General features: G+C 71.8%; 18 protein-coding genes, 1 tRNA gene and 1 pseudogene. 6 read left to right on the top strand and 14 right to left on the bottom strand.

Going from position 1 to position 23,802, the window contains the following annotated elements; translation table 11 throughout:
• Positions 1 to 9: 9 nt before the first annotated feature.
• The 11 genes from HNQ79_RS05765 to HNQ79_RS05715 form a co-directional block, all read right to left on the bottom strand.
• Positions 10 to 1,335: an ATP-grasp domain-containing protein gene (locus HNQ79_RS05765; protein ID WP_185027522.1), complete on the bottom strand. Its 1,326-nt coding sequence runs from the start codon at positions 1,333 to 1,335 to the stop codon at positions 10 to 12.
• Entirely contained in the window at positions 1,328 to 3,880 is a 2,553-nt protein-coding gene (locus HNQ79_RS05760) for an ATP-grasp domain-containing protein (protein ID WP_185027520.1), read from the bottom strand. Before HNQ79_RS05760 ends, HNQ79_RS05765 begins: the two co-directional genes overlap by 8 nt.
• The gene (locus tag HNQ79_RS05755; RefSeq protein ID WP_185027518.1) at positions 3,877 to 5,202 is read right to left on the bottom strand and encodes an MFS transporter; all 1,326 of its coding nucleotides are present in this window, start codon (positions 5,200 to 5,202) and stop codon (positions 3,877 to 3,879) included. Before HNQ79_RS05755 ends, HNQ79_RS05760 begins: the two co-directional genes overlap by 4 nt.
• On the bottom strand, positions 5,199 to 5,891 hold the full coding sequence (locus HNQ79_RS05750; RefSeq protein ID WP_185027516.1) for a hypothetical protein: 693 nt from the start codon (positions 5,889 to 5,891) through the stop codon (positions 5,199 to 5,201). The genes HNQ79_RS05755 and HNQ79_RS05750 overlap by 4 nt, the downstream gene beginning before the upstream one ends.
• The gene (locus HNQ79_RS05745; protein WP_185027514.1) at positions 5,888 to 6,847 is read right to left on the bottom strand and encodes a hypothetical protein; all 960 of its coding nucleotides are present in this window, start codon (positions 6,845 to 6,847) and stop codon (positions 5,888 to 5,890) included. Before HNQ79_RS05745 ends, HNQ79_RS05750 begins: the two co-directional genes overlap by 4 nt.
• Positions 6,844 to 7,731, bottom strand: a complete 888-nt coding sequence (locus HNQ79_RS05740) for a hypothetical protein (RefSeq protein ID WP_185027512.1) — start codon at positions 7,729 to 7,731, stop codon at positions 6,844 to 6,846. Before HNQ79_RS05740 ends, HNQ79_RS05745 begins: the two co-directional genes overlap by 4 nt.
• The gene (locus HNQ79_RS05735) at positions 7,728 to 8,513 is read right to left on the bottom strand and encodes a gamma-glutamyl-gamma-aminobutyrate hydrolase family protein (RefSeq protein WP_185027510.1); all 786 of its coding nucleotides are present in this window, start codon (positions 8,511 to 8,513) and stop codon (positions 7,728 to 7,730) included. Before HNQ79_RS05735 ends, HNQ79_RS05740 begins: the two co-directional genes overlap by 4 nt.
• Positions 8,510 to 9,727: an ATP-grasp domain-containing protein gene (locus tag HNQ79_RS05730; RefSeq protein ID WP_185027508.1), complete on the bottom strand. Its 1,218-nt coding sequence runs from the start codon at positions 9,725 to 9,727 to the stop codon at positions 8,510 to 8,512. Before HNQ79_RS05730 ends, HNQ79_RS05735 begins: the two co-directional genes overlap by 4 nt.
• Positions 9,728 to 9,731: 4 nt before the next feature.
• Positions 9,732 to 11,516 carry a hypothetical protein gene (locus HNQ79_RS05725; RefSeq protein ID WP_185027506.1) on the bottom strand — a complete coding sequence of 595 codons (1,785 nt, stop codon included), beginning with the start codon at positions 11,514 to 11,516 and terminating at the stop codon, positions 9,732 to 9,734.
• Positions 11,517 to 12,124: 608 nt separating this feature from the next.
• A tRNA-Leu gene (locus HNQ79_RS05720) sits at positions 12,125 to 12,212 on the bottom strand.
• 679 nt (positions 12,213 to 12,891) lie between these two features.
• Positions 12,892 to 13,851, bottom strand: coding sequence for a beta-ketoacyl-ACP synthase III (locus HNQ79_RS05715; protein ID WP_185027504.1), 960 nt, complete (start codon positions 13,849 to 13,851; stop codon positions 12,892 to 12,894).
• A gap of 202 nt (positions 13,852 to 14,053) precedes the next feature.
• On the opposite strand from HNQ79_RS05715, the gene fdhD reads away from it, so the two are divergent.
• The gene (gene fdhD / locus HNQ79_RS05710; protein ID WP_185027502.1) at positions 14,054 to 14,884 is read left to right on the top strand and encodes a formate dehydrogenase accessory sulfurtransferase FdhD; all 831 of its coding nucleotides are present in this window, start codon (positions 14,054 to 14,056) and stop codon (positions 14,882 to 14,884) included.
• A 146-nt stretch (positions 14,885 to 15,030) separates the two neighbouring features.
• Here the strand turns inward: fdhD and HNQ79_RS05705 are convergent, their stop codons facing one another.
• A complete protein-coding gene (locus HNQ79_RS05705) occupies positions 15,031 to 15,435 on the bottom strand; it encodes a (2Fe-2S) ferredoxin domain-containing protein (RefSeq protein ID WP_185027500.1) in 405 nt (134 codons plus the stop codon).
• Positions 15,432 to 16,517 (bottom strand): bile acid:sodium symporter family protein, encoded by a 1,086-nt coding sequence (locus HNQ79_RS05700; RefSeq protein ID WP_373312452.1) that lies wholly within the window; start codon positions 16,515 to 16,517, stop codon positions 15,432 to 15,434. The genes HNQ79_RS05705 and HNQ79_RS05700 overlap by 4 nt, the downstream gene beginning before the upstream one ends.
• Before the next feature lie 100 nt (positions 16,518 to 16,617).
• Between HNQ79_RS05700 and HNQ79_RS05695 the strand changes: the two genes are divergently transcribed.
• From HNQ79_RS05695 to HNQ79_RS05685, 3 genes and pseudogenes are all read left to right on the top strand, one after another.
• Positions 16,618 to 17,484 (top strand): LysR substrate-binding domain-containing protein, encoded by an 867-nt coding sequence (locus HNQ79_RS05695; protein WP_185027496.1) that lies wholly within the window; start codon positions 16,618 to 16,620, stop codon positions 17,482 to 17,484.
• A 317-nt stretch (positions 17,485 to 17,801) separates the two neighbouring features.
• Positions 17,802 to 19,628, top strand: coding sequence for an AMP-dependent synthetase/ligase (locus tag HNQ79_RS05690; protein ID WP_185027494.1), 1,827 nt, complete (start codon positions 17,802 to 17,804; stop codon positions 19,626 to 19,628).
• A gap of 444 nt (positions 19,629 to 20,072) precedes the next feature.
• Positions 20,073 to 20,978 (top strand): annotated as a pseudogene (locus HNQ79_RS05685) (ATP-binding cassette domain-containing protein); the annotation flags it as partial.
• Between the two features lie 218 nt (positions 20,979 to 21,196).
• On the opposite strand, the gene HNQ79_RS05680 reads toward HNQ79_RS05685, so the two are convergent.
• Positions 21,197 to 22,015: a class I SAM-dependent methyltransferase gene (locus tag HNQ79_RS05680; RefSeq protein ID WP_185027492.1), complete on the bottom strand. Its 819-nt coding sequence runs from the start codon at positions 22,013 to 22,015 to the stop codon at positions 21,197 to 21,199.
• Positions 22,016 to 22,154: 139 nt separating this feature from the next.
• On the opposite strand from HNQ79_RS05680, the gene HNQ79_RS05675 reads away from it, so the two are divergent.
• A complete protein-coding gene (locus HNQ79_RS05675) occupies positions 22,155 to 22,985 on the top strand; it encodes an aldo/keto reductase (protein ID WP_185027490.1) in 831 nt (276 codons plus the stop codon).
• A gap of 244 nt (positions 22,986 to 23,229) precedes the next feature.
• Positions 23,230 to 23,697, top strand: coding sequence for an RICIN domain-containing protein (locus HNQ79_RS05670; RefSeq protein ID WP_185027487.1), 468 nt, complete (start codon positions 23,230 to 23,232; stop codon positions 23,695 to 23,697).
• Positions 23,698 to 23,802 lie beyond the last annotated feature (105 nt).

Below are 23,802 nucleotides of genomic sequence, written 5' to 3'. Positions count from 1 at the left end.
CTCGCGGAGTCAGCCGTGCGTCGAGGCCTCCCCCGGCGCGTGTCCTTCGGGCCCGGGTGCCATCTCCACGTGCAGGGCGTCCGTCGCGGCTCGCAACGCGTTCGCCACAGACTCCGCGCTGTCGCCGGTCGCGATGACCGCACCGACAGCGCTGGAGGAGAAGTGCTCGGGTGGGAGCTTGACGGTGGTGCCGGGAGCGCGGTCGAGAACGACGTGCTGGACCCCGGTGACGCCAAGCGCCGTGTCCAGTCCGTCGACCCGCACCAGCTTCCCCGCCGCCGGAGCCATCATCTTGCGCAGTCCGGCGTGCAGCGGTGGGCGGTCCGGCACACGCGGGGCACGGCCGGTCGCCACCCGGATCACGTTCTCGTGGAAGGGGACCCCGCTCGCAAGCCCGACCAGGTGGGAGCCGATGAAGTCCCCGCCGGCACGTGCGGCCACCTCCACGAGCCGGGCGGTCCCCGTCTCCTCGTCGTACATGCACTCCAGATGGAAGGCGCAGTCGTCGAAGCCCAGGGCAACCACGACCTCGCGGGTCAGCGCGCGCACGGCGGAGGCGGCCGCGGGGGGCAACGCGCTGGGGTGCTGATGCGCCAGCTCCAGACGGAACGGCTCGGTGGTGGTCTTGTCGGTGATTCCGCAGACCGTCACTTCGCCCCGGTGCACGAAGCCTTCGACGCTGTGCTCGCTGCCTCCGAGCAGTTCTTCGAGTACGAGCTCCCCGCGGTCGTTGCGGAAGATGCTGTCCCCGTCGGCGCCGGTGAGCCGGTCCAGTTCGGCGAACGCGGGCGGCAGATCTCCCGCCGAGCGCAACAGGAAGATGCCTTTGCTGCCGCTGCCGGCCGCGGGTTTCAGGACGGCCGGGAACCCGACGTGTTCCAGCGCCTGTTCGGCATCCCGCAGCGTCCGTACCCGGGCGTAACGGGGTATCAGGTGGGGCTGGCCGGAGAGCGCCTGGCGCATGAGGTACTTGTTGCGAGCCAGCCGGGCGGCCGCGGGCGTGATGCCCGGCAACCCCAGGCGGCGGGCAGCGCGAGCCGCCGGTTCCACACCCGCGTCCGACCAGGTGACGACGCCGGCGACGGAGTGTCTGACCGCGATCTCGTCCACCACGGCGTCGAACACGGCCGTGTCGTGCGGGTCGACCGCCCGCGCCTCGGCGAGCAACGCTCCCGGCAGCCCGGCCGGCGGGCGGGCCGCCAGCAGCACCACCGCGTAGCCCTCGCGGTGGGCGGCCTCGAACGCGGGCCGGTGCTCCAGCGGATTCTTGCGCAGGCCCACGAAGACGACGACAGAGCGCGCTCCGGGCCGGGCGCCTGGCCCGAGCTCAGGCACGACGGTCCACCTCGATGGTCAGCTCGGTCTCGACCCGGTCGAGGGCCGCCTCGAACTCCTGGGTCGTGTCCGCGCCCACGACCACCATCAGGCACCAGTCCATGGCATGGGAGAACCCGACCCGGTCGCCGACCTCCTTCATCAGACGCCAGCCGATGACTCCCTCGACCGCTTCGATCTGCTCGCCCGACGGCAGGCCGGTAACGGTCCCGGCGTGGGCCGGACGCAGGTGCAGCGCGCCGATGTGCCGGGGGGCGGGCACGGCGTCCGCGTCGGACCCGTCCGCCCCGCCGGAGCCGCTGAACCCGGTGTCGCCGTAGAGCAGCCCGGTGGCGACGGTGTCGAAGACACTCCGGCCGAGCCGGGCGGTGAGCATGTCGGGAATCCAGCCGCCGCCGATCCGGGTGGCGATCTCCGAGAAGAGGAGGTCGCCCGCGGGGGTCTCGAAGACCTCCAGGTGGGTGACGGCGGTGTCGATGCCCAGGGCCTCGTTGACGCTCGTATGCATCGTGCGGATACGTTCGTAGAGTTCGGGGTGCTCCTCGGGAGCCAGGATGTACGAGCCGTCCCGGCCCGGCGGGGCCTCGTCCGCGGCTCCGTCGGTGGCAACGTGGTCGAGCCGGGGCACGTAGTACGCGCTCACGGTCAGGAAGAGCGGCTTGCCCTCCCGCCACAGGGCGTCGATGTGCAGTTCGCGGCCGGACACGAAGCGTTCGAGGATGAGGTGGCCCGAGGCGAGCCGGTCGGGCTTCGCCAGGTCGCGCAGGACGCCGGCGAGCTCCTCGGCGTTCTCGACGCGGGTCGTGCTCATGGTGCCGAAGCCGAACGCGGGCTTCACGATCGCGGGGAACCCCACGTCGGGCGAGGTGTCGCCGTCGGCGAAGGTGACGTCGGTCGGCAGCGACGCCCACTCGGTCACCGGTACGCCGGCGGCGGCCACCAGGTGCTTCATCATGCGCTTGTCGCGCACCCCCGCCCGCATCTGCGCGCTCGCACCGCCGCAGCCGAGCAACGCGCGCATCTGGGCGGCGCCGAGCTGCCCGTCCTCGGAGAAGGACAGCACCTGGTCGACCCCGATTCCCCGGACCGCCAGGTCGACGGCGACCCCGGTCAGTTCCTCGACGGAGTCGATGTCGGAGACGCGGTGCACGGAGCGCGCGGCGGCTATCAGCCCCGGCGACGCCGCAGCGGTCGCCAGCTCGGAGTGCTCCAGAACGAGATGGAGGTTGGGCGTCGCGGCAAGCAGCGCCCTGACCATGTCGGGCCGCCACTTGCAGAGCACGACGACGGGGCCGTCCTCGGCGATCCGGGGCGGCTCGCCGGGTGCGTTCTTGGGTACGGCAGCCGGCGCGGGCACGGCATCGGCCGGCTCGACCCGGATGCTGATCTGCCGGAGCACGGCGTCGGCCGCCGCGTCCACCCCGGCGGGCGTGTCCGCGAGCAGCAGCGCGTGGGCGACCCGGTCGCCGGACGAGTGGAGGCCGGTGAGCACGTCACCCGCATGCTTCTTCTGGCCGACCCGCACCACGTCGGGACGCTCCTGCGCCGCCTCCACGCCGTCCACGGCCGTGATGCGGCCGGGGCGGGGGGCGGGCAGGAACAGTACGCCGGCCGCGCGGGGCCGTTCCGAGGGGAGACCGACCTCGCGCCCGAGGGCCAGTTCGATGACGCTGCGGAAGAAGTCGTGCCCGTATGCCCGGCACATCAGCTCCAGGATGTGGTCGCCGGGGGTGCGCACGGCGAACTCCATGGGCTTCAGGACGGTGCCGTCGTCCCGGTACTCCAGGTGGACGATGCCGGTGCGGATGCCGGCGGCGGCCACCAGCGCCGCCGTCTGCCCGTCGACGCGCTCGCGGTCGGCGGGGCGGTGGGGCAGCCGGTGCTGCAGTTCGACGAACTCGGGGGGCCCGGTGGTCACCTTGCGGGTGTGGTTGCCGAAGATCACCGTGCCGTTCTCGACGAGCCCCTCCCAGCTGTACTCGGGAGCGTCCAGGTACTCCTCGATCAGCACCTGCTGGCCCACGTCCCGGCGGGCCAGGTCCGCGCGGAGCGCGTCCTCGTCCGCCACACAGCGCACCCCGGCGCTGCCCGCGCCCCGCAGCGGTTTGACGACGACCGGGTAACGGCCGCGGCTCCACTCGGCGGCCCGCTCCACGTCGTCGACGACGGCGTGGTCGGGCTGCGGCAGCCCCGCGTGGGCGAACAGGGCGCGCTGGACTGCCTTGTTGCGGCTCGCCTCGGCGGCGGCGAGGGACGGCCCCGGGAGCCCCAGCAGATCCTGTACCCGCGCCGAGGCCATCACGTGCTGCTCGGCGAACGGCACGGCCCCGTGCGGCGGGTGCCGGTCGGCGAGGTCGAGCGCGGCCCGCAGCCAGTGCGTCTCGGTGGCGCCGGCAGGCGTCTCGAAGTGCGCGACATGCTGCTCGTGCCGCTCGCGCCAGGCCTCGTCGTCGAGCAGTACGGTCCGCACGTCGAGGTCCCGTGCGGCGGCGACGTAGCCGCGGCCCATGATGCCCGCGCCGACCAGCAGCAGTGTGTCCGTCATGTCGTTTCCTCTGTGTGTGACGCGGGTGTCTGTTCGGGCGTGGCGTCGGCAGGTGTGGCGCCGGGTCTCTGCACCGCGAGGCCGCGCCGGCCGAGGGTGAACAGCAGCAGCAGGCAGAACGAGGCGAGTCCCAGCCACACCACCGAGGCCTCGCCCGTGAGGGTCAGGGCGACGCCGATCGAGGGTCCCGCGGCCGTACCGATGCCCATGGCGCCACTGGCCAGGGCGGAGATCCGGGTGACGTCCTTCGGCTCGACGGAGCCGATCAGCCATGGGTGGAACGAGCAGGAGTACGCGCACTCACCGAGCGCGAAGACCACGGCGAACAGCAGGAGCCCCGCGTACCGCAACGGCAGCGGGCCGAACGACGACCCCATGGCCACGACGTACGCGGCGACCCACAGCAGGACCGCGGTCCGCAGCCCGAACGTCTCGTCGCGACTGCTCAGCAGGCGGGTGACCCAGCCCTGCCCCAGTGCGACGACGGCGGTGTTCACGAGCAACAGCGCGGAGACCGTGCCGAGCCCGATGCCCATGAGCCGTACCGCGACCAGCGGCGAGGTCGCCTCGAACTGGCTGTGCCCGAAGAGGTAGGCGCCGAGCTGGAACAGCACCGCGAGCGCTCCCGCGGCCCCGAGCCACTTCAGTCGCCCGCCGGCCGCCCCCGACGATGCCCCGACGGCTTCTCCTCCGGGTGCCGCGGAGGCCCGGCGTTCGGCGGCCCCGGCCTCCTCGCGCCGCTCTCGCGCGCGCAGCCGGTGGAAGGCGTACGCGAGGGGCAGATAGCTCAGCGCGTTGGCGACGAACAGCCACGGCACCACAGCGGTGGCGAAGAACCCCGTGGTCAGACCGGCGACGACCGCACCGAGTCCCAGGCCCACGTTGATGGCCCGGTAGCGTCGCGCGAAGACGGAGCGACGCTGCTCCGGCGGTGTCAGCGTGCTGAGCACCGGCACCATGGAGACCAGCAGACAGCCCTGGCCGCAGCCGATGAACAGCACGGCCACGAACAGCGCGGTCAGCGACCCGGCCGCCGCCGTCGCCAGGAAGCCCACGGCGAGCATCAGCGTCCCGGCCAACCCCAGGCGGGTGGGCCGCGGTGTGAGCCAGCCGGCGGCGAGCACGCCCGCGGTCACCAGGTTGGCCGCGGCGGCGGCGCCGTAGAAGATGCTGACGCCGGCCGTGCCCATCGCGGGCAGATCCGAGAGGTACAGCGCGGTGTAGGGGTAGACCAGGCCCGAGCCGAAGGTGGACACACCGTTCAACAGGATCAGCGCGTCCGCCGCGGTGAAGCGTCGGCGCAGGCTCCCGACCGTGCTCATGCGGCCCTCTTCCGTTCCCCGAAGGCCGAGTTGAGGAAGTACGTCCAGTCGGCGGCACCGGGGTCGGAGACGTGCAGCAGGTTCTCCACCGCGTCGTAGTGGGTGGTGGGGTACCGCACGACGCGGCGCACCATCTCCTTGAAGATGTGGAGGGTGGACAGCTCCTGCTCCCCGGCGCACCGGCAGATGTCGACCTCCTGCCCGACCAGGTAGTCACGCAGGCTTCCGGCGAGCCGGGTGAAGTGGGTGTTGTCCGCGTACAGGCCCAGGAAGTCGCGCTGGGTGCAGCGGGCGCGCAGCCGGTCGACGACCGTGAACCCGAGAGCGTCGACGACGCCGAGCACCAGGTCTGCCGTGCGCACGGTGTCCTCGCCCGCCGGGTTGAGGAGCGGCCCGGTCAGCAGTCCCCGCAGGGCGGCCAGATCGCGGCCGGGGTCGCTCAGGGTGCGGACGTACCAGTCCCTGGCGCGGACCTTGCGCTCGATGTTGCGCAGGGCCCAGGCGACGGCCTGCCCGGAGGTGTCCACCTCGTAGACGTCCTCGGCTGTCGGCTCGTACACGGAAAGGAGTCCGCGTACGGTGTCGCGGGCCGACGCGGCGGGGCAGCGCGCGCACGACCCGGAGAGGATGTCGGGCTTGAGGATGAGCAGGGCGCCCGTGTGCGTCGCGGTCTCTCCGGCAGCACTCATCGGGCCTCCTCCAGCAGGACGTCGAGCAGTCCGGTGAGCCGTACGAGGTCGTCGTCGTCGCACGTGCGGCCGAGCCCGACGCGCAGGGCGGTCGGCAGGTCCGGGTCGGCGAGCCCGTACACCAGGGCCCGGCTCTCCAGGTACTCCACCAGTTCCCTTACGGCGGCCGGGCTGAGCGTGGTGGGCAGGACGCACGCGAGGTCGCGGCCCCGTCGGTAGGGCGGTCCGGCCAGCCAGGAGCGGCCCGCGGTGCGCGCGCGGACCAGCGCGAGGCGCGCCCCGACCTCGTCCTCCAGGCGTTCGGGGTGGGACTCGGCCAGGGTCCGCACGCCGTGGGCGAGCATCATCAGGTCCGAGGCGCTGGGGCGTGGCGTGCCGGGTGCGTCCGCGTCGAGCAGGGCGCGGACGCCGAAGGGGCCGCTGTCCTCCTCCCCGCGGGCTGCTTCGGCCGCCCGCGGGGACAGGGTCAGGACGGTGCTGCCGGGCACGACGCCGAGCAGCGCGCCGGGGCAGAAGGCCGCCACGTCCAGTTCCGCGAGGAGCCCCTCGGCCAGCGGCCAGGAGGAGCCCGTGAGATCCGCGGCGCTCCACCCGCCGGGTCCGGCGGCGCCGGAGGGCCGGGCCGCTCCGGCGACCGGCCGGGGCACGACGTCGTGGGCCATCGCCCACTTCTCCCGGCCGAACTGCTGGGCCAGGGTCTGCGGCACCACGGGTACGAGGAGGCAACTGTGCCCGTCCGGCAGGCCCACCAGTGCGCGCAGCTCCTTCAGGAGCGAGGCGGTGAAACCGTCGGTGCCCGCGAGGCCGGGCCGCAGGCCGAGCACCGCGGGGCCCGACCGGGCGAGGGACGCGAGGCGGTCGGCGGGCACGGCGACACAGGAACCGCCGAGGCGCGGTTCACGGGGCAGCACCGCGTCGGGTATGTCGTACAGCTCGACGAGGTTCATCGGCGTCATCCCAGCTTCGGTCGGGCCACGAGGCGTATGTAGGGGCCTGCCTGCTCGCCGACCGAGTCGATCAGGGCGGCGAGTTCGGCCCGCGTCTCCTGGAGCGCGGCGGCCGTGTCGGCGGGCGGATCGAGCAGTCGGCGGGCGGTGTGCGCCGCGCACCGGGCTGGCGCGAGGACGGGGGTGGGCGCGGACTGGCTGGCGGGCCCGCGTTCCGCCTCGCGTCGCAGGAGCCGTACCAGCCACTTGACCGAGGGAACGGTCACGCCTGCGGCGGCGAGCGCGCACTGTCCGGTGTGCACCAGGGCTTCCCGGTACATCCAGGCCGCCGACTCGGCGTGCCCGTCGGCGAGTTCCCCCGACACGTCGTTGAGGCGGTTGACGGCGGCCACGGCGGCCACGTTCAGAAGGTAGCGCGGCAGGTCACCGGTGCCGAGGTCGTCACATAGTTCCTGAAGCCGGTCGGGACGGCGCAGGGCCTGGCCGGTGCGTACGCGGTGCAGGATCTTGAGATTGTCCCCGTCGACCAACTGCGCGATGCCCTGTTGCTCCGACAGGCTGGCCACCGCGGCCCGGAAGTCGTTCCGCAGCCGGTCGAGCGCTGCCGGGTCGAGCACCGCGACATTCACCTCCCGGCCCTCGTGAAAGGCGACCGTCGCGGTCCGTTCGCCCTGGCGTGCGGCCGTCTCCGAGCCCGTCACCCGGAAGTCGCCCACGACGTACAGGTCGAGGTCGGAGTTGCGGTTCGCGAGCCCGTCGGTCGTCGAACCGGCGAGGAAGAGCAGTTCCTCGGGGCCGCAGCCCACCGCGGCGAGCGCGGTGGCGGCGAGCGCCTCGTGGTCGACCGCGGCCGGTCCGGCCGCCCGTACGGTGTTGCTTCCTGGCACGTTCACTGCTGTTGCCTCGACTCCATCCAGGACCGGCAGCGTCGGCCGAAGGCGGCCAGCACCGCCCGGTCCAGGGGCGATTGATCGGTGTGGTGCTCGAAGTGCCACTGCACGCCGAGCACGAAGCGCTCCGGAGCACCGACGCTGACGGCCTCGACGGTGCCGTCCGCAGCCGTCGCCTCGACGAACACCTGGCCGGGCACCTTGGCGACCCGGTCGCTGTGCTGCGAGTTGACCGGCACGGCGCCCGGATCCTGACGCGGCTGCACCAGCGGGGCCAGCAGTCCGCCCGGTCGTACCTCCACAGTGTGTGCGGGCGCCCAGCGGTCGGGCCCGTCCACACCCGCCCGCAGCCGGTGCTTCACGTCCGACGCGGGTACCGCTTCGAGCGTGCCGCCCTGGTGTACGACGAGTTCCTGCAGCCCCCGGCAGCTCGCGAGGACGGGCAGAGCGGGAAGCGCGTCGGCCGCCCGCAGCAGCGCCGCGGCCGTCGCGTCCCTGGGCAGGTCGTACTCCCGGTCCGGCACGCCATCCGCTTCCCGCCCGCCATAACGCTCCGGATGTACGAAGGACCCGCTGCCCGGCAGCACGAGGCCGTCCAGGCGTGCCAGCACTTCTGCCGCGTGCTCGGGCCGCACCGTGTGCAGCAGTACGGCCGCCACGTCCGCGTGCGCCAGGAGCGGCTCCGTCAGATGGTCATTGACCCGCGAGTACGTCGTGCCGTTGGCCCGTTCCTTGTGACAGGCGAGGATTCCGACCAGCGGAGTGCGGGGCCCACCGGCGCTCAACAGGCCGACTCGCGCAGGCCCGCCACCGCACCGGGCAGCTCTGCGGGCTCGTCGGTGACGACGACGGCCACCACCGAGTCGGTGCCCGGCCAGTCCTCGGCGAGGACGACGCCGGGTCGCGCACGCACGGACATGACTACGTCCTGCACCGGGCGCCCCGCCTTCGGCAACAGCACCATGGCCGCGCCTCGTTCCGCCTCACGGGGCTCGTCGGGCAGCTCCCCACCGGCGAGCAGCGCCAGCAGGCTCTCGTACGGCCGCACCGCTTCCTGGTGTGCGTACGGGATGAGGTGGGAGTTGATCAGGTCGCCGCCCAGCCGCCCGCCCACCTCCAGGACCACCGGCCCCTGGGGTCCGAACCGCAGGTCTGCGTGAAAGCCGCCCGTGCGCAGACCGATCGCGAGCACGGCCTGCTCGGCGGCCTGCCGCAACTCCTTGACCTGCGTCTGGGTGCGGGCGGAGGGGACCGCTGTCGCCCACGACGCGGACAGTGGTCCATCCAGGTATTTGTCGGTGACGCCCAGGATCCGCACCGTGCCGTCGTGCACGACGCCCGACACCGAGTGTTCGGAGCCCTCGACGTACTCCTCCACCAGGAAGTCGGTGGTGCCCGAGTAGTTCGTCGACGTCAGCGCCCACACTTCGGCCAGGTCGGAGTCCGGGCCGATCACGGCCATGCCCCGGCCACCGGAACAGTGCGCGGACTTGAACACCAGCGGCCTGCCCGCGGCTCCGAGCTCTGCCGTCACGGAACGCAGATCATCCACCGTGCGGCCCGCACGCCAGGGCGGGTTGAGGCCGAACGGCTCCATCGCCCGGCGCTGGGCGACCTTGTCCGTGGCGCGATCCGCGGCGGCCGTGCCGACGCCGCGCAGCCCGAACCTCTCGGCGAGGAGCGCGGTGAGGCCGACGTACTTGTCGCCCCAGCAGACCACCGCGGCCACGTCCGCACCGGAGTTTGTCTGCTGGGCCCGCACGGTCCGCGCGGCCTCCGTCGCCTGGTCGGCGAGCGCCGCAGCACGGTCGAAGGACCCGCGCCGCCGCTCGGGCAGCTCGGTGTGGGTCAGGTCGGCGTCCGACGCGACATGGACGCTCAGTCCGCAGGCGCCGGCAGCCTCGATCTCGGCACGCCACTCCAGGGGCGAGCGGCGCAGGCCCAGAAAGAGCACCGCGGGGCCCTCGGCCGTGGTGGGGGGGTTCGCAGCTGTGGTCATGGGGTCAGACACCCTTCTCGTTCGCCGTGCTCGCCTGCGCGTTCGCCTCGGTACCGTACCGGCCCTGGTACCAGGGGTTTCCGAAGTCCTCGACCACGAACGGCTCTTCGCTCTTCTCGACGCGGACGGCGTGCTCCTGGTAGTAGCCGCGCAGGACCTCGCCCATCGCGATCGCCGACCGCAGCTCACGCAGCCCGTAGACGTCGCCCTCCGTGCGCATCAGCCGCAGGTCGTACACGCCCGGCCGGTGCGCGCCCGCCAGGGTGATGCCGAAGGGTACGCGTATGGCGTGCCGTACCCCGTTGGCCACGTGCCCCTGGTGGTGGTGCGAGGTCCACTCGGTCATGTCGGGCATGGAGGGGGCGAAGAACCAGTCGCGCTCGGCGAAGCTCTCGTCGTCCGAGACGGCCGCCGCGTGCGGCATGAAGTGCCAGCCGTTCCAGCGCATCCGGGCCGCGATCGCCCGCACCACCTGCGGCAGTTCGGCGGTGGCCCCCGCGGCGGCCAGCCGCTCACGGAAGTCCTCACCGGGCACGACACAGCAGTAGTACTCGCTGGTCTTCCAGTGCCCCGGTTCGATGCTGCCGTCGGCAAGCAGCGAACTCAGCCGCAGGATGTCCCGCGGTCCCCGGGACATGCTGACGTCCGAGCCGGTGGCGGACGCGGCGGCACCCACCAGCCGGTGCAGCACCTCTTCGAAGCGGCTGCCGAACCCTGGCTGCGAAGGCGAAGGACCACTGTCGAACAGCGGCTGCCAGTCCACGGCGAAGTCCCCGCCGCGCACGGTGTCCGGCGCAGACGGCACGAGATCCGCGAGGGTGCCGAGGAACGCCTCCGGTACGTCCGCCCCGGTGACCGGGGTGTCGAAGAGGTGCTCCTTCTTGTTGATGGTCATCGCCTGCACGGTCCGATAGACCACCGCCCCCGACTCCAGCTTCCGCTGCCGCAGCTCCCTTGCGTGGTCGGCGAGTTCGAAGAGCCTGCCCACCGCGGAGCCCGAGGCCGCCGGAGAAGGAACGGCACCGTCGTACGCCCGGATCCGCCCCTCGATGAACTCCGTGAGCCTGCCCGGCAGCAGCTGTGTGCCGCTGAACTCCTCGGTGCGTGAGGGAGTTCCGGAAGATATCAGCGCGGACATGCAGACGACGAAACAGGCGTCGACGGCACGCCACTCCCCCAGCGGGGTCTCGGCGAGCACCTTCATCCGGCAGCGATCGGACTCGGCCCCGATGGACTTGCCGACGAGATTGCCGTCCTTGCCGAGGTTCGTGTAGCAGGCGTCACCTATGTAGAGCCGTATCGGCCCGACATGCCGGAGCAGGAACCGCAGGCGGGCCACCAGACCCGCCGCATACTCCTGACCCTGCTCCGACAACCAGTCAAGGACCGCCGCGACCTCGGCGACCGCGCCCTCGGCGAGCGCCGCACACACAGCCTCAAGGCCGTCCGGCGGACCCTCGGGCCAGCGGATCCCGGCGACGACCCGCAGGTCGGCACCCCCCACCTCCCCCGGAGCCAGGAGGCAGGCCTTGCCCGCCTTCAACTGCCCGAACCGGTAGCCGCCCGCATCCCCCGCGGCCGATACGTCGACCAGCGCGCCGGCCGCCTCCACCGCTCCGAGCAGGTGATGCTCACCCGGACGCAGCGCACCGAGCGCCACTTCCGGCGTGAGCCGCTCACCGATCGTGGCCAGATGACGGACGGCGGCACCGGCGGAGGTGAACTCCCCGGCCTCGGTGGCGACCTTCTCCAGAAGCTTGTCGAATCCTTCGGACCGAAGCAGACCCATCTGCGATTCCCCTGTGAAGACATGTGACTTTTCGCAAGCGATCGCCGATGAACGCCAGATGCCGGACAGTTGGGACGGACGAACTCGAAATAAGCACGAACGAGCACGGGTTGACCGCGCACAGCGCCAAGTGACCGGATGGACGAAGGAGGGGTCGATGAACCCGCGACTTGAAGAATCCGGAAGAGCCCCGTTGCTCCAGTGCCGACCGATCGCAGATGGTGCACGGTCCGGCACGCGAGGTGACTCTAGCCTCTGGCGTAAGACCCGGCAATCATCAGACGTACAACAGATGACCAAGTCGGCTTCCCACGACCGAATTTCGCGGAGGCGTCTGGGGCCTCACAGGAGGGACGGGGCCTACGGGGTTGCACGGTGCGCGAGTTGAGACTCAGAGGGGGGCGACCGCAGTGGTGCCGGTCGACTACGCGCTGGTCGGCGCGGAGCCGTTCGGTCGGTGGCTTCGGGGAACAGCTTCGAGCACGCGGCCCCGACTACCGCGAGATGACTGCCGTCGAACATCTGTCCTGCGCAAGGCTACGGGTGGCGCGATGGGTCGCGCCACAGCCCGGAAAAGCAGAAAACCCCACGTGAAGTGGGGTCTCAGCTGGTGTCCGAGGGGGGACTTGAACCCCCACGCCCGATAAAGGGCACTAGCACCTCAAGCTAGCGCGTCTGCCATTCCGCCACCCGGACAAGGTGTCTGCCGTTCGGGCCCCGTCTTGCGCCGGCCCGTTCCGACGTGGAAAACAATACCAGGGGTTTGGGGTGGGTTTCACCTGCATATTGCGTGGTCAGTGACCTGTGAGGGTCACGGCGGACGGAGCTCGTCGACGTGGCGCCGTCATGCACACCGAATGTGGCCTGGCTGATACCCGTAGTAGTGGCGGGGGTGGAGCCGTACGGCTTGCGCCGGACGATGACTGCCGTCTCCGTCCGGAGGGGCGGGCGGGGCAACGGCTGGGAGGCGGCCTGGCTTCGCAGGGTGAACACTCCGGGTGGTTTCCGTTATCGCACGGCGAGTGCGCTTTCGACCCTGCGGGAGCATCTGCGGGACGTTCCTGGTTCGGTTGACGCGGGTCAGCCATGTCATCGACCGGATCAGCCGGGAGTCCCTCGCGGTGCTGTGGAGGCAGGAGCAGCGATGACGCTCCGTCATATGTCGCTCGCAGCGGGCGGGCCGGCGAAGTTCACCGACATCCTGTGGCAGGACGTCCTGCCGCACGCGGCCATGTACGCCGGGTTCCTCGGCATCGGCGGCTGGGTCACCTGGTGGTGGCAGGAGCGCAAGCGCGGGGTGCGCGGCGCGGCCGAGAAGCGCCGCCCCCCCGGACGGCCTCCGGCGGGGACGGGTCCCCGGCCGGGGCGAGGGCCGTCAGGGGCAGCGGACGACCTGGCCCGCGTACGACAGGTTGCCGCCGAAGCCGAAGAGCAGGACGGGGGCGCCCGAGGTGATCTCGCCGCGTTCGACCAGCTTGGAGAAGGCCATCGGGATGCTCGCCGCCGAAGTGTTGCCGGAGTCGACGACGTCGCGGGCGATGACCGCGTTGACCGCGCCGATGCGCTGCGCGAGCGGTTCGATCAGACGGAGGTTCGCCTGGTGCAGGACGACGGCTGCGAGTTCCTCGGGAGCGACCCCGGCGCGTTCACAGACCTGGCGGGCGATCGGCGGGAGCTGAGTGGTGGCCCACCGGTAGACGGACTGGCCGACCTGCTCGAAGCGCGGGGGCGTGCCTTCGATCCGTACCGCGTGGCCCATCTCGGGCACCGAGCCCCACAGCACGGGCCCGATCGTGCCCGCGTGCGTGGCCCGGTGGTCCTCCGTGGTCGCCTCGATGACCGCGGCGCCCGCTCCGTCGCCGACCAGGACGCAGGTGGAGCGGTCGGTCCAGTCGGCGACCTCGGTCATCTTGTCGGCCCCGATGACCAGGGCACGGGTGGCGGCCCCGGCCCGTACGGTGTGGTCCGCGCTGGCCAGGGCGTGGGTGAAGCCCGAGCACACGACGTTGAGGTCCATCACCGCGGGCGAGCCCATGCCGAGCCGGGCGGCGACCCGGGCCGCCATGTTCGGCGAGCGGTCGATGGCGGTGGAGGTGGCGACCAGGACGAGGTCGATGTCGGCGGGGGTCAGGCCCGCCGAGGCGAGTGCCTTGGCTCCGGCGTGCGCGGCGAGTTCGTCCACCGGTTCGTCGGGGCCCGCGACGTGGCGGGTCCTGATGCCGACCCGGCTGGTGATCCATTCGTCGCTGGTGTCGACCAGCTTGGACAGGTCTGCGTTCGTGAGTACCTTGGCCGGCTGGTAATGCCCGAGCGCGACGATCCGTGAACCGGTCATGCGGCGACTCCACCCCTCATTGCGGACAGTCGGAGCGACCCAGTCTTCTTTGTGACTCACCGGTACGAGGTGCGTGAACCAACAGCGTTCGCCACCCGGACTTTGGAGCTTCCCGCCCACCCCGCGGACAATGGTCAGCCCGCGCACACGCGCTGGTCACACACTCGCACGCATCGTCACTCTCGGGCAGGAATGATTCACCATGGGCCGGGTCACCGCACGCCGTCGTGTCATCCGCATCAGGGACGGCGCGGTCTCGACCCGGCCGGACACCCTCGTCGCGGAAGAGCCGCTGGAGATCCGGCTCAACGGGAAGCCGCTGGCCATCACCATGCGTACGCCCGGTGACGACTTCGCGCTGGCCGCGGGCTTCCTGGTCAGCGAGGGCGTGCTCGGCGACGGGGCGGACGTCGCGAACATCGTGTACTGCGCGGGGGCCCGGGAGGACGGTGGCAATTCGTACAACGTGGTCGACGTGCGATTGGTTCCCGGGACCGTCGTGCCCGACGTGTCGCTGGAGCGCAACGTCTACACGTCGTCGTCGTGCGGGCTGTGCGGCAAGGCCAGCCTGGACGCGGTGCGGACGACCGCGCGCTTCCCGATGGCGGACGTCCCGCAGGTGCGGGTGGCCCCGGAACTGCTCGCGACGCTGCCGGAGCGGCTGCGGGAGGCGCAGCGGGTCTTCGACAGGACGGGCGGGCTGCACGCGGCGGCGCTGTTCTCCGAGACGGGCGAGCTGATCGACGTACGGGAGGATGTGGGCCGGCACAACGCGGTCGACAAGCTGGTCGGGCGGGCGTTGACGGACGGCAGGCTTCCGCTGTCCCGGTCGATCCTGCTGGTGTCGGGGCGGGCGTCGTTCGAACTGGCGCAGAAGGCGGTGATGGCGGGCATTCCGTTCCTGGCCGCAGTCTCCGCGCCGTCGTCGCTGGCCGTGGACCTGGCGGCGGAGACGGGGCTGACGCTGGTGGGGTTCCTGCGGGGGACGCAGATGAACGTGTACGCGGGCGAGGAACGGGTCGTCCTGCCGTAACCGGGCTCGCTCCCGGTCCGTCGGCGCTTCTGCGAGGACGCTCTCGCGGCCCGTCGGCGCTTCTGCGGGGACGTTTTCCCGGCCGGCTCCTCGGGTCGGCGCGCCGTCGGACCCGAGCCGTACCCGTATGTCGGCGTGTGGTCGCGTTACCGCTTCTTGGCGGTGCGGGACTCGACCGGAGCGGGGAAGAACTGGAGTTCCAGCGTCGCGGGCGGCTTCGCGATGCCGGGTCCGCCCGCGGCGACCCACGCCAGGATCTCGTCGGTACTGTCGTCGTCCAGCGCCCAGCCCACCCAGGCGGCCCGGCCTCCTCTGCGGCGGCCTTCGGTGGACGGCTGGACGACCACGACGTTCGCCTGTCCGCACGGGCCCAGACAGTCGCTCGTACGAACGGCGAGCCGTCCCCCGGACCGCGCCGCGGCCTCGCGCAGGCGGGCGAGCTGGCCCGCGTGGTCGGTGCCGGGATGCTTGCGGACGTCGCCGCAGCAGCAGCCCCTGCACACGGTGAGGGCGCAGGGGCGGTTGCCGAAGGTGCGTATCGCTGAGGTCACCCGGCGATCTTGCCAGCCTTCGGTTCGGGCCGGATCCAGGGGGCCTCGCTTCCCCCGGCCGACCCGCCCCGCGGCACGTCGCCGGTCGGCGCGTCCTCAGGCAGGTCCTCGGGCGGTACGTCCCCGGCGCGCCGTCGGGCGAGCACCGCGCAGACCATGAGTTGCATCTGGTGGAAGAGCATCAGCGGCAGTACCGCGAGGCTCGCGTGCGCGCCGAACAGGACGGTCGCCATCGGCAGCCCCGCCGCCAGGCTCTTCTTCGAGCCGGCGAACTGGATCGCCACCCGGTCCGCCCGGCCGAATCCGAGCCGCTTCGCCCCGTACCAGGTCAGCGCCAGCATCACCGCGAGGAGTACGGCCTCCACGGCGATCAGCGCCCCCAGCCGGGCCGCGGAGACCTGCTGCCAGATGCCCTGCACCATCCCCGCGCTGAACGCCGCGTAGACGACCAGCAGGATCGAGCCGCGGTCGAAGTAGCTCAGCCCCTTCTTGTGACGGGTGACGTAGCCGCCGATCCAGCGGCGCAGCACCTGCCCCGCCACAAACGGCACCAGGAGCTGGAGGACGATCCTCAGCAGCGAGTCCAGGGAGAACCCGGCCGCGCCGCCGCTGATCAGCAGGGCGGCGAGGAGGGGGGTGAGGAGGATCCCGACGATGCTGGAGAAGGACCCGGCGCATATCGCGGCGGCGACGTTGCCGCGGGCGATCGAGGTGAAGGCGATCGACGACTGGATGGTGGAGGGCACCAGGCACAGGAAGAGCAGGCCGGTGTAGAGCTCGGGGGTGAGGACGTGCGGGACCAGGGCCCGAGCCGCGAGGCCGAGGAGTGGAAAGGCAACGAACGTGGCCGCCAGCACCGTGAGGTGCAGCCGCCAGTGCTTGAGGCCCTGCACCGCCTCCGCCGTCGAGAGCCGCGCCCCGTACAGGAGGAACAGGAACCCGACCGCACCCGTCGTGACGTACCCGAGCACCGTCGCGGCCGGGCCGGAGGCGGGCAACAGGGTGGCGAGGACGACGGTACCGAGAAGCACCAGTACGTACCCGTCGACCGGGAGCCAGGAGGGCAGCTTGGGGCGGTTCATGCGAGACATCGTCCCTCCCCACCGGCTGATCGGGAAAGCCGTACACCGTACTGACTGTTATCACGGGCAGTGATAACCGGGAGACGCTAGCGTCCGGGGCATGTTCGAGCCCACGCATCTGAGGACCTTCCTCGCCGTTGCCCAGACCTTGAGCTTCACGCAGGCGGCGCGCCGTCTCGGGCTGCGTCAGTCGACGGTCAGCCAGCACGTGCGACGGCTTGAGGAGAAGGCCGGGCGGCAGCTGTTCGTCCGCGACACGCACCGGGTGGCGCTGACCGAGGACGGTGAGGCCATGCTGGGTTTCGCGCGGACGATCCTGGCCGCGCACGAGCGGGCGACGGCCTACTTCACGGGGACGCGTCTGCGCGGACGGCTGCGGTTCGGGGCGTCCGAGGACTTCGTGCTGACCCGGCTGCCGGAGATCCTGGAGGCGTTCCGGCGCGAGCATCCCGAGGTGGACCTCGAGCTGACCGTGGAACTGTCGGGAATTCTGCACCGGCAGTTGGAGAGCGGGCGGCACGATCTCGTGCTGGCGAAGCGGCGGGCGGACGACACGCACGGCGAGCTGGTCTGGCGGGACTCACTGGAGTGGATCGGCGCGCCGGGCCTGCGGGTGGCATCCGACCGGCCTGTTCCGCTCATCCTCTTCCCGGCACCGGCGATCACGCGGGCGCGGGCACTGGAGGTGCTGGAGACGCAGGGGCGGGCGTGGCGGATCGCCTGTACGAGCGGGAGCCTGAGCGGACTGGTGGCGGCGGCGCGGGCCGGGCTCGGGGTGATGGCGCATACCCGCGGGCTGATTCCGCCGGGACTGGAGGCGGTGGGGGCGCGGAGCGGCTTGCCCGACCTGGGGGAAGTGGACTTCGTGCTGCTGCACGGTCGGCGACGGGCTGCGGCACGGGAGGCTGCGGACGCGCTGGCGGGGGCGATTCTGGCGGGGGCGGACCGTTTGCACAGGGGTGGGTGAGGGGGCGCCTCCGGTGGGAGCGGGGGCTTCGCACTGACGACGCGGAATGGGCGCGGAAGCGATACGCGGAGGAGAACCACCGGCCGGTCGGCCGCGGGACGAGCCGGGGGCAGCGCGACGCTCACGGCCGCGCGCAACCTCTGGGCCGTCCCCGCCCCAGCCCCCGGGACGCCCTGCAGCCCGCCGCGTACGGATTCCGTGGAAATTCTCCCACCGTGACTTACCCCCCAGTAAGGTCGCGGTCCGAGCCTCCCGCACCGGCGTGCCTTGGGGTACCGTCACCGGCGCCGTGCGGAGCGTCACAAGGAGCAGGTTCATTGCGCGAGTTCACTGTCCCACCCGTGGCTGCGTCTCCCCAGGTCGGCGGAGTGGCCGACGCCGTGTTCCGTCACGCGGACGAGGACCCGCACCGCGTCGCGCTCGGCCGGAAGTCCGCCGACGGCCAGTGGCGGGACGTGAGCGCCGGACAGTTCCGCGACGAGGTGCTGGCGCTGGCGAAGGGGCTGCTGGCACAGGGGGTGCGGTTCGGCGACCGGGTCGCGATCATGTCCCGTACGCGATACGAGTGGACCCTCTTCGACTTCGCGCTGTGGACGGTGGGCGCGCAGCCCGTGCCGGTCTACCCGACCGCCTCCGCCGATCAGGTCCTGTGGACGCTGCACGACTCCGAGGTGGTGGCCTGCGTCGTCGAGAACGAGGACCACGCCATGACGATCGCCTCCGTGATCGACCGGCTTCCCGGGCTGACCCTGCTGTGGCAGCTCGACAGCGAGGACGCGCTGGAAGACCTCGTCGCCTCGGGCGCGCAGGTGGAGGACGACGTCGTGCACCGGCACCGCCGTGCCGTCACCCCCGACACGGTCGCCACGGTCATCTACACGTCGGGAACGACGGGCCGCCCCAAGGGCTGCGTCCTCACCCACGCGAACTTCATGACGGAAACGGACACCGTCATCGCCCGCTGGGAACCGGTCTTCCGGCCCTCCCCCGGCGACGAGGCCTCCACCCTCCTCTTCCTTCCGCTCGCGCACGTCTTCGGCCGCATGGTCGAGGTGGCGGCGATCCGGGGAAAGGTGAAACTCGGCCACCAGCCCGCCATGGTCGCGAAGGAGCTGCTGCCCGACCTGACAGCCTTCCGGCCCACGTTCATCCTGGCCGTGCCGTACATCTTCGAGAAGGTCTACCACGCGGCCCGGCGGCGGGCGGAGGCCTCGGGCCGGACCGGCGCCTTCGACAGGGCCGTGGAGCTGGCGGTCCGTTATGCGGAGGCTGCCGAAGACAAGGCGTTCGGGACCGGACCGGGGCCCTCCGCGTCACTGAGGATGCAGCACCAGCTGTACGAGAAGCTGGTGTACGGAAAAGTGCGCGACGCCATGGGCGGGCGGGTGCGGCACGCGATGTCGGGCGGCTCGGCCATGGAGCGGCGGCTCGGCCTGTTCTTCGCGGGCGCGGGCGTGACGATCTACGAGGGGTACGGGCTGACCGAGTCGACGGCTGCGGCCACCGCCAACCCGCCGGAACGGACGCGCTTCGGGACGGTGGGGCTGCCCCTGCCGGGCACCACCGTGCACATAGCGGACGACGGGGAGGTGTGGCTGCACGGCGGGCACGTCTTCGCCGGCTACCTCAACGACCCGGTCGCGAGTGAGGCGGTGCTGCACGACGGGTGGCTGTCGACGGGAGACATCGGGGCCCTGGACGAGTACGGCTACCTGACCATCACCGGGCGCAAGAAGGAGATCCTGGTGACCTCGGGCGGCAAGAGCGTGTCGCCGACCGGGCTCGAGGAACGGGTACGTTCCCATCCGCTGGTCGCCCAGTGCATCGTCGTGGGGAACGACCGGCCCTACATCGCCGCGCTGGTGACGTTGGACCTGGAGGCGGTCGAACACTGGCGGGCGATGCAGGGGAAGCCGCCGTTGGCCCCGAAGGACCTGGTACGGGATCCGGAGCTGGAGACGGAGGTACGCAGGTCGGTGGTGGCGGCGAACACGATGGTCTCGCAGGCGGAGTCGATCCGGACGTTCCGCATCCTGGCGCACCAGTTCACGGAGGAACAGGGGCTCTTGACGCCGTCGCTGAAGCTGAAGCGGAAGGCGATCGAGCGGGCGTACGAGGTGGAGGTCAACGCGTTGTACCGGTGAGGGCGCTGGCGCGGGGGCCGGCGGGCTCGTGGGACGACGTGGCGAGAGGGGGGCTGCGGCGCGGCGCGCGCGGTGCCGACGTCGGACGCGCCGCCGACCTGCGCGCTCACTCCCGGTCCGTGCCGGCGCGGGCCGCACCGATGTCCTACGCCCGGTGGGACGCCGCGCAGCGCCGTGCTGCCCCCGGCCTCGTCGTGCTTGCGCCGGGCGTGGCGGTCACCCGGAGCGATGCGCACCGTTCTGACGCCAGGCCCCCGTGCACCATCGCGTCACCCCGGCCTCGTCCCGCCACTCCGGCCCCGCCCCCTCTCGCTCGGAAATTCCCTCGCACCGCTCCCGCGCCGTCCCGTAGCCTCTCGCTCATGTCTACGCCCCGCGTTTCCTAGCTGAGGACCCACACCCGCGCCACCCGTGTGTCCCTTTGCTTCTCCGGAGCGTAATTCCATCATTACCGTGCGCGGCGCCGACCTTCGTGTCGGCGCCCGGACCCTGCTGTCCGACGTCTCTTTCCACATCGCCCCCGGCGACCGCATCGGCCTCGTCGGCCGTAACGGCGCGGGGAAGACCACCCTGCTGAACACCCTGGCCGGTGCCGGAGCCGCCTCTGCGGCCGGTATCTCCCGCACCGGCTCCCTCGGTCACCTCGCGCAGGATTCCCGTGCCGCCGACCCCGCGGTCACCGTCACCGACCGCATCCTCTCCGCCCGTGGGCTGGACCGCTGTGTGCGTACCCTGCGTGCGGCCGAGCAGGCCCTGGCTTCCGCGGGCGGTCCGGCCGCCGAGCGGCGCGCCATGGCCGCTTACGCCCACGCCGAGGCCGACTTCCACGCGCGGGGCGGGTACGCGGCCGAGGCCGAGGCCGCGCGGGTGGCCGCGGGGGTCGGGCTGGCCGCGCCTGTCATGGACCGTCCGGTCGGCGCGCTCTACGGCGGGCAGAAGCGTCGCGTGGAGCTGGCCCGCATCCTCTTCGCGGACCACGACGCCCTCCTCCTCGACGAGCCGACGAACCACCTCGATGCCGATTCCGTGGCCTGGCTGCGCGGATTCCTGCTCTCCCACCGCGGCGGCCTCGTCGTGGTCAGCCACGACCTCGGCCTGCTGGCCGCCACCGTCAACCGGGTCTTCCACCTCGACCCGGCCCGTACCGCGCTCGACGTGCACAACACCCCCTGGGACGTGTATCTCACCCAGCGGGACGCCGAGGAGCGGCGGCGAGCCCGGGAGCGGGCGGCCGCGGAGCGGAAGGCGTCCGTGTTGCACTCCCAGGCGGACCGGACGCGGGCCAACGTGGCGATCGCGGTCGCCGCCAAGAACATGGCCCGGCGCGCCGACCGCATGCTCGAGGCCCTGGCGGCGGTCGACGCGTACCCGGGCGCGATGGTGATGGTGACGCACGACGAGGGGGCGGTCGAGGCCCTGCGTCCGGACCGGGTGCTGGTCCTCCCCGAGGGGACCGAGGACCTGTGGAGCGGGGAGCGCCTGGGGCTTGGGGCGGCGGTCTGAGGCCCCGGCCCCGTTCCGAAAGCCCAAAGGTGCGAGGGGCGGCGGCTCGGGCGCGCAAGGGGTGGTCACCTGGAGGCCGCCCCCTGCAGCGCGCCGTCTCCGACCGGCTTGCGGGCCTCGATCAGAAAGCGGGTCGTATGTGCCACGAAGGGACCGTCGCGACGGATCTGCTCGTCCATCTCGCGCAGCCTGTCCCGGTACTTCCCGACCGTGAAGCCGGGCACCATCCAGACGACCTTGCGCAGGAAGTAGACCACTGCCCCGATGTCGAAGAACTCGGTGCGGAGCGACTCCGACCGAAGGTCGACGACCTCCAGACCCGCCGCCCCGGCCTCCTCGCGGGCCGTCTCCGGACGGCGCCCCAGGCGTGCCTCGGGCTGGGGGCCGAGGAAGTACTCGACGATCTCGAAGACGCTGGCCGGGCCGACGTGCTGGGAGAGGTACGTGCCGCCGGGTTGGAGTACCCGGGCGATCTCCTCCCACCAGGCCTTGACCGGGTGCCGGCTGGTCACCAGGTCGAAGGCCCCGTCCGCGAAGGGCAGCGGCGGTTCGTCCGCGTCCGCGACGACGACCGCGCCGAGGGGGTGCAGGAGCGCGGTCGCCCTGGCGACGTTCGGCGGCCACGACTCGGTGGCGACCGTCACCGGGGGCAGCCGGGGCGCACCCGCGAGGACTTCGCCGCCGCCGGTCTGGATGTCGAGTGCGGCGGACGCGACGGCGAGGCGCTCACTCATGAGCCGCTGGTACCCCCACGAGGGGCGCTGTTCGGTGGCCCTGCCCTCCAGCCAGGAGAAGTCCCAGCCGTCGACGGAGACGGAGTCGGCCTCGGCGACCAGTTCGTCGAAGCCGGCGTGGGTACGGTCACGGCCCGGATGCGCGTTCATACGAGGATGATCTACGTTTTTACGGTTAAAAGCTACCGGGTCACGAGAAATCACCTGGGCCGGGAATGCGTCCCGGGCCGTGATCGTTGACAGTGGAGCAACACCGATGACGTACGACGACGTAAGGATCGATTTCCCCGTGAGCAAGGCCCCCTCCCTGACACTCAACAACGGCGTCGAAATGCCGCAGCTCGGATTCGGCGTCTGGCAGGTGCCGGACGACGAGGCCACGGCCGCGGTGAGCACGGCCCTGGAGGCCGGCTACCGCAGCATCGACACCGCCGCGATCTACGGCAACGAGGAGGGCACGGGCCGTGCCCTCGCCTCCTCCGGAATCCCGCGCGCAGACCTGTTCGTCACCACCAAGCTGTGGAACGACAAGCAGGGCTACGACTCCACCCTCCGCGCCTTCGACGAGTCGCTCGGCAAGCTCGGGCTGGACTACGTCGACCTGTACCTGATCCACTGGCCGCTGCCCGCCAAGGGCACTTTCGTGGACACGTACAAGGCCATGGAGAAAATTCTCGCGGACGGCCGCGCCAAGTCGATCGGTGTCTCCAACTTCCTTCCGGAGCACCTGGAAACACTGATCGCGGAGACCTCGGTCGTCCCGGTGATCAACCAGATCGAGCTGCACCCGCAGCTCCAGCAGGCCGATTCGCGCACCTGCCACGCGCAGCACTCCATCGCCACCGAGGCCTGGTCGCCGCTCGGCCAGGGCAAGGGCCTCCTGGAGGTCCCGACGGTCGTCGCCGTGGCGCGCAAGCACGGCAAGACCCCGGCCCAGGCGGTGCTGCGCTGGCACCTCCAGCTGGGCAACGTGGTGATCCCCAAGTCCGTGACGCCGTCGCGGATCGCGGAGAACTACGACGTCTTCGACTTCGAACTGGACGCCGACGACATGGCGGCGTTCGCCGCGCTGGACGAGGGCAAGCGTCTGGGCCCGGACCCGGCGGTCTTCGGCGGCTGAGCAGCCACAGTGGGTGAGTGAGCCGCCTCCGGGTCCCCGGTGGCGGCTCACTCGTATCTCGTGTCGGCGGTTGGGCGCACGGTACGGAAAGCCGCGCGGGCCGCGGCCCGGACACCGTACGAAGGCCGTCGTAGACTCCGCTCATGCTCATGCCCCACCCCGACCGTGACCGGCTCCCGCGAACGGACGTCCTCGCGGACCCCGGCTGTCCGGTGCGCCTCTGCCTTGCCGGCGGAGACGGCTGTTGACGGCCCGCCAGGACGCGGGAGCGCCGGCGCCGCTCCCGGGCACGTACCTGCTGCGCAACGTGGGCAGCGGTCTGCTTCTCGAAGCGCGCGGCGGCACTCGCGTGCAGCAGGGCAAGGACTCGGGCGCCGCGGGCCAGCGCTGGCTGCTGAGTCCGGTGCACGAGGGCAGCGGGCTGCACCACGTGGTGAACGGCGCGACCGGCAAACGGCTCGACGTCGCCAACGCCTCCGTCGAGAACGGCACCCGCATCCAGCAGTGGCGCGCCAACAACTTCGGCGCGCAGGAATGGATCGTCGAGCGGCACCCGGATGCGCCGGGCCGCGTCTCCCTGGTCAGCTGGATCAGCGGACTGCTGCTGGAAGTGGCGGACGGCAGCGCGGAGGACGGAGCCGGCGTCCAGCAGTGGGAGGACACCGACTCCCCCGCGCAGTGGTGGCAGCTGGAGCCCGTACCGGCCGAGTGAGCGGAGTGGGCGGGGCGCTTCACCCGTTCGTGACGGCGGGGCGAGGACACGCTCAGGTGTTCGCTCCCGGAACGAGCCGGCGTGGGCGGTCAACTCACCTGGCGG

It is taken from the genome of Streptomyces candidus (assembly GCF_014207445.1).
Classification (GTDB): domain Bacteria; phylum Actinomycetota; class Actinomycetes; order Streptomycetales; family Streptomycetaceae; genus Streptomyces; species Streptomyces candidus.
This window is presented reverse-complemented; position numbering and strand designations above follow the sequence as displayed.

Bases quoted from the DNA above. Each gene is read 5' to 3' on its own strand.
- HNQ79_RS05760 (WP_185027520.1), bottom strand. From the start codon at position 3,880: ATGACGGACACACTGCTGCTGGTCGGCGCGGGCATCATGGGCCGCGGC.
- HNQ79_RS05755 (WP_185027518.1), bottom strand. From the start codon at position 5,202: ATGAGCACGGTCGGGAGCCTGCGCCGACGCTTCACCGCGGCGGACGCG.
- HNQ79_RS05750 (WP_185027516.1), bottom strand. From the start codon at position 5,891: ATGAGTGCTGCCGGAGAGACCGCGACGCACACGGGCGCCCTGCTCATC.
- HNQ79_RS05745 (WP_185027514.1), bottom strand. From the start codon at position 6,847: ATGACGCCGATGAACCTCGTCGAGCTGTACGACATACCCGACGCGGTG.
- HNQ79_RS05730 (WP_185027508.1), bottom strand. From the start codon at position 9,727: ATGACCACAGCTGCGAACCCCCCCACCACGGCCGAGGGCCCCGCGGTG.
- HNQ79_RS05725 (WP_185027506.1), bottom strand. From the start codon at position 11,516: ATGGGTCTGCTTCGGTCCGAAGGATTCGACAAGCTTCTGGAGAAGGTC.
- HNQ79_RS05715 (WP_185027504.1), bottom strand. From the start codon at position 13,851: ATGACCGGTTCACGGATCGTCGCGCTCGGGCATTACCAGCCGGCCAAG.
- fdhD (WP_185027502.1), top strand. From the start codon at position 14,054: ATGGGCCGGGTCACCGCACGCCGTCGTGTCATCCGCATCAGGGACGGC.
- HNQ79_RS05700 (WP_373312452.1), bottom strand. From the start codon at position 16,517: ATGAACCGCCCCAAGCTGCCCTCCTGGCTCCCGGTCGACGGGTACGTA.
- HNQ79_RS05695 (WP_185027496.1), top strand. From the start codon at position 16,618: ATGTTCGAGCCCACGCATCTGAGGACCTTCCTCGCCGTTGCCCAGACC.
- HNQ79_RS05680 (WP_185027492.1), bottom strand. From the start codon at position 22,015: ATGAACGCGCATCCGGGCCGTGACCGTACCCACGCCGGCTTCGACGAA.